The organism is Enterobacter sp. CRENT-193 (genome assembly GCF_002787395.1).
GTDB lineage: Bacteria > Pseudomonadota > Gammaproteobacteria > Enterobacterales > Enterobacteriaceae > Enterobacter > Enterobacter hormaechei_C.
Genome location: NZ_CP024812.1, coordinates 3,345,902 through 3,359,309, shown reverse-complemented (window position 1 = coordinate 3,359,309; position 13,408 = coordinate 3,345,902). Strand labels below are relative to the sequence as shown.

Below are 13,408 nucleotides of genomic sequence, written 5' to 3'. Positions count from 1 at the left end.
GGTTCTGCGTTTATGGTCAGAGAGGCATTGATTTACGAATGGCGCTTAACAGCGTTTGGGCACCTTCAGAGAGCGGGGCATCTACCCGCGTCAGGATCCCAATCGGTTCTCCCGCGCCGGGCGATGTTACCGGCAGCGCCGTAAGCACGCCGCGTCGCAGATCGTCCTTCACCGCGCCGGACGGCACAAACCATACGTAGTCATAATCCACCGTAAGCTGGCGCGACAGCGACGCCGAGAGCGTTTCAATACACCCGGAAGGCAGCGTGCAGCCCTGCATTTGCAGCAACGCTTCCGCATTCTGACGCGGAACGGTTCCTTTTGGTGAGACCACCACCGGCCACTCCATCACACGGCTCAGGGTCACGGTGTCCTGCAACAGAGGATGATTCGGACGCACGACCAGCTTCAGCGATTCCAGGAACAGCAGCTCGTAGTTCAGGCCGCTCATCAGTTCCGGATCGGACATCCGCCCAATGCCCAGATCCAGCTCGCCTGACTTCAGGCCCGCCAGCAGCATGGTGTTATTCATGGTCGCGACCTGAAGCGTGGCGTGCTTTTGCTGACGGTGGAACTGGCCGATCGCCGCAGGCAGTATGCCCAGCGCCGCCGTTGGCAGCGCGCCCACGCGCACGATGTCGCTGGCCGGCTCCTCTTTACGGTTTAACGCCTGACCGGCGGTATTGAGGGCATCGAGAACTTTAACGGCATGCGTCAGGAACTGTTCGCCCACGAGTGTAAGCTGAGCCCCCAGACGGCCGCGATCGAACAGGCGGGTTCCGGTAAGCTGTTCCAGTTCGTTCAGCGTTTTGGAGAGTGCAGGCTGACTGAGGTTAAGGGTTTCAGCCGCTCGCCCCAGCGTTCCCTGTTGAGCGACGGCCACAAATGTATGCAAATGGCGCAAGCGTATGCGCTGACTGAACAGACCATTTTTTTCCATAGGCGATGTTAAAAACAGAGCGACGCGGGTGACAAGTTAAGATGTTTGAATTTGATAACCTGATAGCAAAATATTTTTAACATTTGATCTGTTTGAGTTACAACCGTTTTTCGAAAATGCCCACGCTTTGACCACTCGTCTGCCTGGATCACAATTCGTAAATTCTTCCCAACGAAAGGAACGGGCTTCTCTACACTCCAGGTAGTATTCACTGGAGGCATGACATCATGGCGAACACCATCACGGCTGATGATATTCGGGAACACTTTTCGCAGGCTATGTCGGCGATGTACCAGCAGGAAGTTCCGCAGTACGGCACCTTGCTGGAACTGGTGGCGGACGTTAACCTGGCGGTTCTGGAAAATAACCCACTTTTACATGAACAACTGGCGAACGCAGACGAACTGGCGCGCCTGAATGTTGAACGTCACGGTGCGATCCGCGTTGGCACCGCGCAGGAGCTTTCCACCCTGCGCCGGATCTTCGCCATTATGGGCATGTACCCGGTCAGCTACTACGATCTCTCCCAGGCGGGCGTGCCCGTCCACTCGACGGCGTTTCGTCCGACAGACGATGCGGCGCTCTGCCGTAATCCGTTTCGCATTTTTACCTCGCTGCTGCGCCTGGAGCTGATTGAAAACGTTGCGCTGCGCGAAAGGGCGGCGGAGATCCTCTCCCGGCGCAACATCTTTACGCCGCGCTGTCTGGAACTGATCGACCTGCATGATGCGCAGGGACACTTTACCGAGGCACAGGCGCGCGAATTTGTGCAGGAAGCCTTAGAAACCTTCCGCTGGCATCGCCATGCGACGGTCGATCAGGAAACCTATCTGGCGCTGAGCAACGAACATCGCCTGATTGCCGACGTGGTCTGTTTCCCGGGGTGCCACATCAACCATCTCACGCCGCGTACGCTGGATATCGACCGGGTGCAGGAGCTAATGCCGAAGTACGGCATCGAGCCGAAAATCCTGATTGAAGGCCCGCCGCGCCGCGAGGTGCCGATCCTCCTGCGTCAGACCAGCTTTAAGGCGCTGGAGGAGCCGGTGCTGTTCGCGGGGGAACACAAGGGCACCCATACCGCGCGTTTCGGTGAGATTGAGCAGCGCGGCGTGGCGCTTACGCCGAAAGGGCGCGAGCTGTACGACAGCCTGTTAAACCAGGCCGGGACCGGCAAAGACAACCTGACCCACCAGCTTCACCTGCGCGAGATCTTCAGCGCCTTCCCGGACAGTGAAATGTTCCTGCGCCGTCAGGGGCTGGCTTATTTCCGCTACCGTCTGACCCCGACAGGTGAGGCGCATCGCCACGCATTTCGTCCCGGCGACGATCCGCAGCCGCTGATCGAACGCGGCTGGGTTGTGGCACAGCCCATCACCTACGAGGATTTTCTGCCCGTCAGCGCGGCGGGGATCTTCCAGTCGAATCTTGGCAATGAAACGCAGGCGCGCAGCCACGGCAATGCCAGCCGCAATGCCTTCGAAGCCGCGCTCGGCTGTGCGGTGTACGACGAGTTTTCGCTTTACGAGGAGGCGGAAGCGCGCAGCAAACAGCGTTGCGGTTTGCTCTGAAACCGTTACTCTGCAAGGGTGTGATGGAAAAAGAAGGTTGGTATGGAAAATCCCTCCGCCCCTGTGGTTGAAACGCGCCAGGGCGCACTGATTGGTTTTACTGAAGGCGATACCCATGTGTGGTGTGGCATTCCCTATGCGGCACCCCCTGTTGGCCCGTGGCGCTGGCGCTCCCCGCGTCCCCCTGCACGCTGGGATGGCGTGCGTCCGGCGACGGCGTTCTCCGCCTCCAGCTGGCAGAGCAGCGAAAGCTGTCAGGAGCTGGGCGGCGGCGACCCCGGCCAGTTCTCTGAAGACTGCCTGTATCTTAACGTCTGGTCGCCAGTGGCTCGCGCCGCTCCGCTTCCGGTGATGGTCTGGCTGCACGGCGGAGGATTTACCCTCGGCGCTGGCGGGCTGCCTCCGTATAACGGCAGGGCGCTGGCGAAGCGTGGCACGGTGGTGGTGACGATCAATTACCGTCTCGGCCACCTCGGCTTTTTTGCCCATCCGGCGCTGGAGGGGGAGGAAGAGCGCGTGGTGCATAACTTTGCACTGCTCGATCAGATTCAGGCCCTGGAATGGGTGCGCGATAACATTGCCGCGTTCGGCGGCGATCCTGAGAACATCACCGTATTTGGCGAGTCGGCCGGTGCGCGCAGCGTGCTGTCGCTGATGGCTTCCCCGCTTGCGGGAGGACTGTTCCATAAAGCCATTGTGCAAAGCGGGTACACGCTGCCCGACACCCCGCGCGAGCAGGCCATGCATAAAGGCGAAGCGATTGCCGCCCATTTCGGCCTGCACAGTGCTACCGCGGAACAGCTTCGCGCGATCCCGCCTGAGGCGTTCTGGCCGCTGACCTCGCCGCTGAATATCGCCCCTGCGCCCATCGTGGGGGATTGCGTTTTGCCTGAGGCCATGCTCGACGTTTTCTTCGCGGCCCGCCAGCATCCTGTACCGGTGATGATTGGGTCGAACAGCGACGAAGCCAGCGTGATGTCGGTATTCGGGGTCGATCTGGCCGGGCAGATCCAGAAGCTCCGCCGTGAGCGGCGCTTTGGCCTGGGGTTGATAAAGCTGCTTTATCCTGGCGTGAAGGGCGATGAGGAACTCGGCAGGCAGGTATGCCGCGACATGGCCTTCACCACCATGGGATACGTGGTAATGCAGGCCCAGCAGCGGGCGGGCGGCCTGTGCTGGCGATACTGGTTTGATTATGTGGCCGAAGCGGAGCACGCGACGTACATCAACGGCGCCTGGCACGGCAACGAAGTGCCCTACGTCTTCGATACCCTTGGACAGGTGGAACCTTCGCGGCAGTATGTGAATGAACGCGATCTGGCCTTCGCCGCTCAGGTGGCGGACTACTGGGTGAGCTTCGCCCGGGATGCGGGGGCACGCGATAGCCTGGCAGGGCCCACGCGCTGGCCCGCCTGCCGGAAAGGGCGGGACGTGCTGTTACGTATTGGTGTGAATAAACATGCAGGTTTTCGGCTTGAAAACCGCTTCATGCGTGCCCGTATGAGCCTCTTCAAACGGGTGATGAAACACCACGTCAGCCTCGACTGAGCAGACAGGCGCGAAACGCATCCAGCCCGTTTTCAGGGCCGGGGGCGTCGCGTAATACCAGCCGGTAGCTCGCCCCCGTTTTTATGCTCGTGTCAAAAGGGCGCATCAGCCGTCCGGCGCGCACGTCCTCCTCCACCAGCGTTTCATCCGCGATGGCGATGCCCAGCCCCTGAATGGCGGCGGTAATGGCGAGATCCATGGTTTCGAAGTGTTGATTTTTGAGCATAGCTGGCGGCGGACCCGGCTGTTTCGCCAGCCACAGCGTCCAGTCCGTTTTGTCCCGCGTGGGGTGAAGGAAGGTGAGTGCTTCCAGCGCAGAGCCGGCCCGTAGCGGGCTCATCACCGGGGTTAAGGCCTCTTCGAACAGCAGATCGCCGGCGCTCATGTGCGTCCCAAACACAATCGCCGCGTCACAGGATTCGGTTTTGAAATTGACGTTGTGATCGGTGGTGGTGGTCAGCGCAATCTGGAGTTCCGGCTGTTCGCGCTCCACCTGTAACAGACGCGGCACCAGCCAGCGCATCGCGCAGGTAGGCGCTTTCAGACGAATTACGGTCTGGTGCGTTCGCGCCTGTTCAGCAACGTTCAGCAGGTGCTCAAAGGCAGATTGCAGCTCCGGCAGCAGGGCGCTTCCCTGTGAGGAGAGACGCAGGCCGCGCGCATGGCGCTCGAACAGCGGGAAGCCGAACCAGCTTTCCAGCGAGGCGATTTTACGGCTTACCGCCCCCTGCGTCAGACAAAGCTCCTTCGCGGCATGGGTAAGATTCAGGTGACGCGCGGTCACGATGAACGTCTCTACGGCATTAAGCGGAAATGAACGACGCGACATATCTCACCTTAGCTATGCATTTTTGTCATGGCTATTATGACAACAATTCGATTGTCCCGGCAATGAAGTTGTTGTTTGAATAGTTATGCATTCACCACGAGAAGGGACAGAGGATGACTTTGAAAACGCCGGTGCAGACACGATCCAAATTGCCCGATGTAGGAACCACCATTTTTACCGTTATCGGCCAGCTTTCAGCCCGGCATAACGCCATCAACCTTTCTCAGGGTGCGCCGAATTTTTCATGCGACCCAAAACTTATCTCCGGCGTGACCCGCGCCATGGAGGCAGGGTATAACCAGTACGCCTCCATGACCGGTCTGCAACCGCTCAGAGAGCGCATCGCGGACAAAATTGCCACGCTCTATGGCACACACTATGACCCGGCGAGTGAGGTGCTGGTGACCGCCAGCGCCAGCGAAGGGCTTTACTCAGCCATCAGCGGGCTGGTTCATCCTGGAGACGAGGTGATCTATTTCGAGCCCTCCTTTGACAGCTATGCGCCGATTGTCCGTCTGCAAGGAGCGACGCCGATTGCCATTAAACTGACGGTACCGTATTTTGCCGTGAACTGGGATGAAGTACGGGCGGCTATAACCCCACGCACGCGGATGATCATCGTCAATACGCCGCACAACCCGAGCGGACAGGTGTTTTCAGCCGCCGATCTGCACCAGCTGGCAGCGCTGACGCGCCACACCGACATCATCATTTTGTCTGACGAAGTGTACGAGCACGTCGTTTTTGATGGCGAACCGCACCACGGAATGGCGACGCACCCGCAGCTGGCGGAGCGCAGCGTGATTATTTCTTCTTTCGGAAAAACCTATCACGTCACCGGCTGGCGCGTGGGTTATTGTGTGGCACCCGCGGAACTGATGGATGAGATATGTAAAGTCCATCAATTTTTAATGTTCTCGGCCGATACGCCGATGCAGTACGCGTTTGCCGAACACATGACCGATCCGCAAACCTGGCTGTCGCTGGCGGCGTTTTATCAGCGCAAGCGCGATCTGCTGCAAAGTTTGCTCGCCGACTCACCGTTCAGGCTGCTACCAAGTGCCGGTTCGTTCTTCCTGCTGGCGGATTACAGCGGCTTTAGCGACGAGCGCGACAGCGAGATGGTGAAAAGGCTGATTGTCGAGTACGGGGTTGCCACCATTCCGCTGTCGGCGTTTTATGCCGATGGCACGGACAATAAGTTAATCCGTCTCTCTTTTGCGAAAGATGAGGCGACGTTACGGGCAGGTGCCCAGGCCCTTTGTCGGGTTACACCACGTTAAGGAATTTGAGATGAAATTACGCGCGTTAGTTGTCGGCATGGGACTGTTGTGTTCATTCTCGTCGTTTGCCGCCACCGAGTTGCGATACGGGCTGGAAGCGGAATATCCACCGTTTGAAAGCCGCAATGCGTCAGGGGAGCTGGAAGGGTTTGATGTAGAGCTGGGAAATGCCATCTGTAAAGCCGCCGCGCTGAAGTGCAGCTGGGTTGAAACCTCGTTTGATGCGCTGATCCCCGGTCTGGTGGCGAAAAAGTTCGACGCCATAAACTCGGCGATGAACATCACCGAGCAGCGTCGCAAAAGCATTGATTTCACCCAGCCCATCTATCGCATTCCCTCCCAGCTGGTGGGCAAAGCCGGTTCTGCGGTAGAGGCTACCCCCGAAGGGCTGAAGGGCAAAACCATCGGCGTTCTCCAGGGTTCAATTCAGGAAACTTACGCCAAAGAGCACTGGGAAAAGCACGGTGTCACCGTGGTGTCTTATAAAGATCAGAATATGGCCTGGGGAGATCTGCTGAATGGCCGCATTGATGCCTCGCTGGTCATGTCAGCGGCCGGGCAGGCAGGTTTCCTCAGTAAGCCGCAGGGTAAAGGGTTTGGCTTTATCGGCAAACCGGTGTCGGACGACACCATCCTCGGCAGTGGGATCGGCTTTGGGCTGCGTAAAGGGGATGAGGCCACCAAAAAGCAGCTTGATGCCGCAATTGATAAAGTACGTGCCGACGGCACGATCGCTAAACTGGCTGATAAGTACTTCCCGGGTATCGATGTCAGCGTAAAATAACCGCCTCGTTGGTCCCGGCTGTCGATGTCCAGCCGGGGCATTTTTATACATAACTTTACCCCTTTTTCAGGCCGTTCTGGTCGACAGAAAATATTTCTCGGTTTGTTCAGATAATCACCCGCCAACAATTGGATTCTTAACCGTTTTTGTTTAGGCTGTGCGTTCTTTCTTGCCGTCATTTCGCTGCGCGCGAAACTCATTCACACGACCATAAGGACGTTTTCTCAGGCATGAATCGCAGACGTTTTCTCAAAGGTTCCCTGGCAATGGCTGCCCTGAGCGGCACTTCTGGCCTTGCATCTCTGTTTTCCCAGGCGGCGTATGCTGCTGACTCCGACATTGCCGACGGTCAGAGCCGTCGCTTTGACTTCTCTGTTCTGCAATCCATGGCGCACGATCTGGCGAAAACCGCGTGGGGCGGTGCGCCGCGTCCGCTGCCGGAAACGCTGGCCACCATGACGCCGCAGGCGTACAACGCCATCCGTTACGATGAGAAGCAGTCGCTGTGGAATAACATTGAAGGCCGTCAGCTGGACGCCCAGTTCTTCCATATGGGGATGGGATTCCGCCGCCGCGTGCGCATGTTCTCGCTGGATCAAACCACCTCTCAGGCGCGTGAGATCCACTTCCGGCCTGAGCTGTTCAGCTATGGCGATACGGGCGTGGATACCAAACAGCTTGAAGGGCAGAGTGACCTCGGCTTCGCCGGATTCCGCGTCTTTAAAGCGCCGGAACTGGCGCGACGCGATATCGTTTCGTTCCTGGGCGCGAGCTACTTCCGCGCAGTGGATGATACCTACCAGTACGGCCTTTCCGCGCGCGGGCTGGCGGTGGATACCTTTACCGACACCCCGGAAGAGTTCCCGGATTTCACCTCCTTCTGGTTTGAAACCGTTAAGCCGGGTGATACCACCTTTACCGTCTATGCGCTGCTGGACAGCCCGAGCATTACCGGTGCCTATAAGTTTGTGATCCACTGTGAGAAGAGTCAGGTGATCATGGACGTCGAAAACCATCTCTATGCGCGCAAAGACATCAAGCAGCTCGGCATCGCACCAATGACCAGCATGTTCAGCTGCGGCAACAACGAACGCCGCATGTGCGACACCATACATCCGCAGATCCATGATTCAGACCGCCTGGCGATGTGGCGCGGTAACGGGGAGTGGATCTGCCGACCGCTGAACAACCCGCAAAAGCTGCAATTCAACGCCTACCTGGATAAAAACCCGAAAGGCTTTGGTTTGTTACAGCTTGACCGTGACTTCTCCCATTACCAGGACGTCATGGGCTGGTATAACAAGCGACCAAGCCTGTGGGTCGAGCCGCGCAACAACTGGGGGAAAGGATCCATCGCCCTGATGGAGATCCCGACAACCGGCGAGACGCTCGATAACGTGGTCTGCTTCTGGCAGCCGGAGAAACCGGTGCAGGCGGGTGATGAGCTGGACTTCAAATACCGTCTCTACTGGAGCGCGCAGCCGCCGGTGCGTTCCCCGCTGGCAAACGTCTACGCTACCCGTACCGGTATGGGCGGCTTCCCGGAGGGCTGGGCGCCGGGTGAAAATTACCCGAAAGTGTGGGCCCGTCGCTTTGCCATTGACTTCGTCGGGGGCGATCTGAAGGCCGCCGCACCGAAGGGCATTGAGCCGGTGATTACCCTGTCCAGCGGTGAAGCGAAGCAGGTGGAGATCCTCTATGTCGAACCGTTCGACGGGTATCGCATTCTGTTTGACTGGTATCCAACCTCTGACTCCACCGAGCCGGTGGATATGCGCCTGTTCCTGCGCTGTCAGGGCGATGCCATCAGCGAGACCTGGCTGTACCAGTACTTCCCGCCCGCGCCGGACAAACGTAACTACGTTGACGACCGGATCATGCGCTAGTCCTTATGGGTTTGTGCCGGGTGGCGGCTTCGCCTTACCCGGCCTGCTCTGGACGCATTTGTAGGCCGGGTAAGCGTTAGCGCCACCCGGCAATTAAGAGGCACTATGTCTTCAGAAATCATCCCCGTTAACCAGGAAATCGAGCTTCGCGCCGTCGAAGAGCGCTATACCACCGATCTGCATAACCTCGTAATCAAAAACAAAACCTGGCTGCAAACCGCCTTCGACTGGGCACAGCATGTCGGCAGCGAAGAGGACACGCGCCGCAACGTGCAGAGCAATCAGATGTTGCACCAGCGCGGTTACGCCAAAATGTTCCTGATTTTCATGAAGGACGAGCTGGTGGGCGTGCTGTCCTTCAACGCGATCGAGCCTGCGAATAAAACCGGGTACATTGGCTACTGGCTTGACGAGGCGCATCAGGGGCAGGGTATTCTTTCTCAGGCGCTCCAGACGTTTATGCGCTATTACGTTGAGCGCGGCGAGATCCGCCGTTTTGTGATCAAGTGTCGCGTGGATAACCAGTGCAGTAACAGTGTGGCGCAGCGCAACGGTTTCACGCTGGAAGGTTGTTTGCGGGAAGCGGAGATGCTCAACGGGCGTTACGATGACGTGAACCTCTACGCCAGAATCTTCCCGCTATAGCGCCCCCAGCAGCGGCGTCCGGGTGATCCGCGTGTCGCCGTTGATCACTTTGGCTCCCCGGACGTGAATGCTTTCACCCTCCAGCGCCTCGATAACCGCATCGTCCGTTATTTCCACCTGATGCTCAATCAGGACATCGCCGCTGATACGCGCCCGCCCCTGAATAACCACTTTGTCATCAATCAGGATTGGCCCGCCGCGTAACCACGCCTCGCCGCCTATTAATACGTGGTGTTTAATGACGCAGTTGCCTTCAACGAGGGCGTTTTCCGCGACCTGTGAACTGTACCGCACGGTCGGGATGGCATCATCCTCCAGACCGGCCAGCAGACGGGCGTTGCCGTACACTTTGGCGCAGTCGCACACCCAGACGTTATTCAGCGCGTTGCCCTCAAGAATGGCGCGATCGAACACCTCGGCACGGTGCTCAACAAAGGCCCAGGTCACCATGGCATCGCCGTAGATTTGCGCCTGATGCACAATACGCGACTGGCTGACCGTGGCTCGGTCATAAATTTGCAGGATCTGCTGACGGTCGGGTGTCAGCCCTTTGGCTGCAATCACCAAACTATTATGCAGCACCCGCGCGTCACCCGCGATACGACATTCCCCGCGTACGGTGGAGTGCTGAATGGTGACGTTGTCACTTATTACCGCGCCGTGACTCACCTCAGCCGCGTCAAGCCAGCCGTTGCCGCCAACGTGTGCGCGGTGGCTTACGATGCAAGGTTGGGTGAGGCGGGCGTTAGCGGATATCCTGGCCCCGGCAAACACCACGCTGTTTTCATCGTAAACCCAGCAATCCCCGTCCTGGGCGAGCGCGTGTTCATCCTCAACCCAACCGCCTTTAGTCCCGCTGGTCACATCGTTAAAATCCTTCACGGCAATAATTTGTCTTAGAGGCGTTGTGCACGGTGTTGAACCGTCCTGCCAGCGCCAGAGACGCGTTTCATTGCTGAGCCGATATTTTGTCATCGTGTTATCCCTGAAAAGCCTTTCAATAAACGTAGCAAAGTTTTGGTTTTTCGAAGTGCTGGCGTCCGCTCAGGAAACCCCTTAAAATGGCATTTAAAATACATTTTAAACTTTAAAAAAAATGCATAGCCTAAACCAACGCGTTCTTAACTTGCCCGCCGGGTATTTCGGTATGGTCCTCGGGACCATAGGTATGGGGTTCGCCTGGCGTTATGCCAGCACCATCTGGCCGGTGACGCGCTGGCCGGGCGAGATCCTGGTGGCGCTGGCGGTGGCGATCTGGTTCCTTCTGAGCGTGGCGTTTCTTACCCGTGCGGTACGGTTTCCACATAGCGTGCTGGCCGAGATGCGGCATCCGGTAATGAGCAGTTTTGTCAGCCTGTTTCCTGCCACAACGCTGCTGGTGGCCATCGGCTTTGTGCCGTGGTATCGCCCGCTGGCGCTGGGGTTGTTTAGCGTGGGCGTGGTGATCCAGCTTGCGTATGCCGCCTGGCAAAGCGCCGGGCTGTGGCGCGGCAAGCATCCGGAAGAAGCCACGACGCCGGGACTGTATCTGCCGACGGTAGCGAACAATTTTATCAGCGCGATGGCCTGCGGTGCGCTGGGTTTCCACGACGCGGGGCTGGTGTTCCTTGGTGCCGGGGTCTTTTCCTGGCTGAGCCTGGAGCCGGTCATTTTACAACGCCTGCGCAGCGCGGGCGAGCTGCCCGCTGCCCTTCGTACCTCGCTCGGGATCCAGCTTGCGCCTGCCCTGGTGGCCTGTAGCGCCTGGTTTAGCGTCAACGGCGGCGAAGCGGACACCTTCGCCAAAATGCTTTTCGGCTATGGCCTGTTGCAACTCCTGTTTATGCTGCGTCTGATGCCGTGGTATCTGTCGCAGCCGTTCAACGCGTCGTTCTGGAGCTTCTCGTTCGGGGTGTCGGCGCTGGCGACCACCGGTTTACATCTTGGACAGAGCAGTCCGTCAGGGTTCTTTCATGCCCTCGCGGTTCCCCTGTTTATTTTCACCAACGTCATCATCGCGATGCTGCTGGTCCGTACTTTTATCTTGCTGATGCAGGGCAAACTTCTGGTGCGCGCTGATAAGGCACTGCTTATGCAATCTGAGGAAAAATAATGACTGTCGATGAAAACTACTTTACTGAGAAATATGGGCTGACCCGCACGCACTCAGAGGTGCTGCTCAGCGCGGACATTGTTAAGCCGGGAAAAACGCTCGATCTCGGTTGCGGAAATGGCCGTAACAGCCTCTACCTCGCTGCCAATGGCTATGACGTGACGGCGTGGGATAAAAACCCGATGAGCATCGATAACATTGAGCGCATTAAGGCGGCGGAAGGGATCGCGAATCTGCAAACGGCGATTAAGGATCTGAACAATCTGACCTTTGACAACGAATACGACTTTATTCTTTCCACCGTCGTGTTGATGTTCCTCGAAGCGAATACCATCCCTGGTCTTATCGCCAATATGCAGCGTTGCACCAGACCAGGCGGCTATAACCTGATCGTTGCCGCCATGGATACGGAAGATTATCCGTGCACCGTCGGCTTCCCGTTTGCCTTCAAACCCGGTGAACTGAGTAACTACTACGAAGGTTGGGAGCTGATCAAGTACAACGAAGAGGTGGGGGAACTCCACCGTACCGATGCCAACGGGAACCGTATCAAGCTGCGCTTCGCCACCATGCTCGCACGCAAGCCCGCTTAACGCGCGGCCAGCAGACAGAGTTGCAGTGCAGTGCGACAGGAGGCCTCGAACGACGACAGCGGTAAAAACTCAAACTTCGAGTGGAAGTTATGGGCGCCGGTGAAGAAGTTCGGGGTGAGCAGGCCTTTAGCTGACAGGGCCGCCCCATCCGTGCCACCGCGCATGGGGATCGGTTTTGGGGTGATGCCGAGCGACTCCATCGCCTCGAACATCAGGTCGATCGCGCGGCGGTCTTCGCCAATCGCATTGCTGATATTGCTGTAGGTATCTTCAATGCGATACTCCACGTTTGCCGTGGGATGCTGCGCGGCTATTTGCGCCGCCACATCGGCAATTTGCTGCTTGCGGGCGGCAAAACCGTCTTTGTCAAAATCACGAATGTTGGCTTTCAGCACCGCTTCGTTTTGCCCGGCCTGGATGCCGTTAAACCAGATATAACCTTCGCGCCCCTCGGTGCATTCCGGGGTTTGCCGGCGATCGAAATGGCTGATGAAATCCGTTGCCATCAGCAGCGGATTGACCAGCACCCCTTTGGCGGACATCGGGTGCGCCGTGACGCCGGTAAAGCGAATTTCAGCCGCCGCCGCGTTAAAGTTCTCGTAAACAATTTCGCCCAGCTCGCAGCAGTCGATGGTCCAGGCAAAATCGACGTCGAAGCGCTTTAAATCCAGCGCTTTCGCGCCGCACAGGCCAATCTCTTCATCGGGCACAAACGCCACCACAATATCGCCATGGTTGTGCTCAGCGGTGAGGTTTTCCAGCACCGTCATGACCACGGTGACGGCCGCTTTATTATCTGCGCCTAATACGCTGGTTCCGTCGCTGAAAATAATCTCCTCATCATGATAAGCCAGAATTTCCGGGTGCTCTTTTACGCGCAGCCAAATATCTTTCTCTTTATTCAGACAGAGATCATCCCCCGTAAAGGTTAATATTTGTGGATGAATATCCGGGGATAAACCGACGTCGACGGTGTCGATATGGGTAATAAAACCAATACGCGGCGCGCCGGGAACATTACCTTTTTTCACGGCGGTAACGGTGGCGAACTCATCAATCACAATATCGTCTAACCCCAGCGTTTCCAGCTCCTTCGCCAGCTCCCGCGCCATGTCGTGCTGGCCCGGGGTGGAGGGCAGGGTTTTGACTTTCGGGTCGCTCTGGCTGGTGATGGCGAGATAGCGGAAAAAGCGTTGGGTTAATTGTCTGGAGAGTTCCGAGCCCATAGTGTTTCCTT

Annotated in this window: 12 protein-coding genes; 8 read left to right on the top strand and 4 right to left on the bottom strand. The window is 57.7% G+C overall.

Annotated elements, in window-relative coordinates:
- Nucleotides 1-16: 16 nt before the first annotated feature.
- Nucleotides 17-940, bottom strand: a complete 924-nt coding sequence (locus CU081_RS16740; RefSeq protein WP_003857247.1) for a LysR substrate-binding domain-containing protein — start codon at nucleotides 938-940, stop codon at nucleotides 17-19.
- 227 nt (nucleotides 941-1,167) lie between these two features.
- Between CU081_RS16740 and hglS the strand changes: the two genes are divergently transcribed.
- Nucleotides 1,168-2,511, top strand: a complete 1,344-nt coding sequence (gene hglS / locus CU081_RS16735; RefSeq protein ID WP_003857245.1) for a 2-oxoadipate dioxygenase/decarboxylase HglS — start codon at nucleotides 1,168-1,170, stop codon at nucleotides 2,509-2,511.
- 42 nt (nucleotides 2,512-2,553) lie between these two features.
- Nucleotides 2,554-4,059 carry a carboxylesterase/lipase family protein gene (locus tag CU081_RS16730; protein ID WP_022651172.1) on the top strand — a complete coding sequence of 502 codons (1,506 nt, stop codon included), beginning with the start codon at nucleotides 2,554-2,556 and terminating at the stop codon, nucleotides 4,057-4,059.
- Here the strand turns inward: CU081_RS16730 and CU081_RS16725 are convergent.
- Nucleotides 4,046-4,888 (bottom strand): LysR family transcriptional regulator, encoded by an 843-nt coding sequence (locus CU081_RS16725; RefSeq protein ID WP_022651173.1) that lies wholly within the window; start codon nucleotides 4,886-4,888, stop codon nucleotides 4,046-4,048. The genes CU081_RS16730 and CU081_RS16725 overlap by 14 nt on opposite strands.
- A gap of 113 nt (nucleotides 4,889-5,001) precedes the next feature.
- Between CU081_RS16725 and CU081_RS16720 the strand changes: the two genes are divergently transcribed.
- The 4 genes from CU081_RS16720 (at nucleotide 5,002) to rimL (ending at nucleotide 9,486) form a co-directional block, all read left to right on the top strand.
- Nucleotides 5,002-6,171 carry a pyridoxal phosphate-dependent aminotransferase gene (locus CU081_RS16720; RefSeq protein WP_003857239.1) on the top strand — a complete coding sequence of 390 codons (1,170 nt, stop codon included), beginning with the start codon at nucleotides 5,002-5,004 and terminating at the stop codon, nucleotides 6,169-6,171.
- 10 nt (nucleotides 6,172-6,181) lie between these two features.
- A complete protein-coding gene (locus CU081_RS16715; protein WP_003857237.1) occupies nucleotides 6,182-6,955 on the top strand; it encodes an ABC transporter substrate-binding protein in 774 nt (257 codons plus the stop codon).
- Nucleotides 6,956-7,185: 230 nt separating this feature from the next.
- Nucleotides 7,186-8,841, top strand: coding sequence for a glucan biosynthesis protein D (locus tag CU081_RS16710; protein WP_032645623.1), 1,656 nt, complete (start codon nucleotides 7,186-7,188; stop codon nucleotides 8,839-8,841).
- Nucleotides 8,842-8,946: 105 nt separating this feature from the next.
- Nucleotides 8,947-9,486, top strand: a complete 540-nt coding sequence (gene rimL / locus CU081_RS16705) for a 50S ribosomal protein L7/L12-serine acetyltransferase (RefSeq protein WP_022651176.1) — start codon at nucleotides 8,947-8,949, stop codon at nucleotides 9,484-9,486.
- Here rimL and ydcK read toward each other — a convergent pair.
- Nucleotides 9,481-10,461 (bottom strand): YdcK family protein, encoded by a 981-nt coding sequence (ydcK, locus tag CU081_RS16700; RefSeq protein WP_022651177.1) that lies wholly within the window; start codon nucleotides 10,459-10,461, stop codon nucleotides 9,481-9,483. The two genes, rimL and ydcK, sit on opposite strands and share 6 nt — an antisense overlap.
- A gap of 121 nt (nucleotides 10,462-10,582) precedes the next feature.
- Here ydcK and tehA point away from each other — a divergent pair, with 121 nt between their 5' ends.
- Both tehA and tehB read left to right on the top strand, forming a co-directional pair.
- On the top strand, nucleotides 10,583-11,578 hold the full coding sequence (tehA, locus tag CU081_RS16695) for a dicarboxylate transporter/tellurite-resistance protein TehA (protein ID WP_022651178.1): 996 nt from the start codon (nucleotides 10,583-10,585) through the stop codon (nucleotides 11,576-11,578).
- Nucleotides 11,578-12,171 (top strand): tellurite resistance methyltransferase TehB, encoded by a 594-nt coding sequence (gene tehB, locus CU081_RS16690; protein ID WP_022651179.1) that lies wholly within the window; start codon nucleotides 11,578-11,580, stop codon nucleotides 12,169-12,171. Before tehA ends, tehB begins: the two co-directional genes overlap by 1 nt.
- Here the strand turns inward: tehB and pepT are convergent.
- Nucleotides 12,168-13,397 carry a peptidase T gene (gene pepT, locus CU081_RS16685; RefSeq protein WP_022651180.1) on the bottom strand — a complete coding sequence of 410 codons (1,230 nt, stop codon included), beginning with the start codon at nucleotides 13,395-13,397 and terminating at the stop codon, nucleotides 12,168-12,170. The genes tehB and pepT overlap by 4 nt on opposite strands.
- Nucleotides 13,398-13,408: the final 11 nt, after the last annotated feature.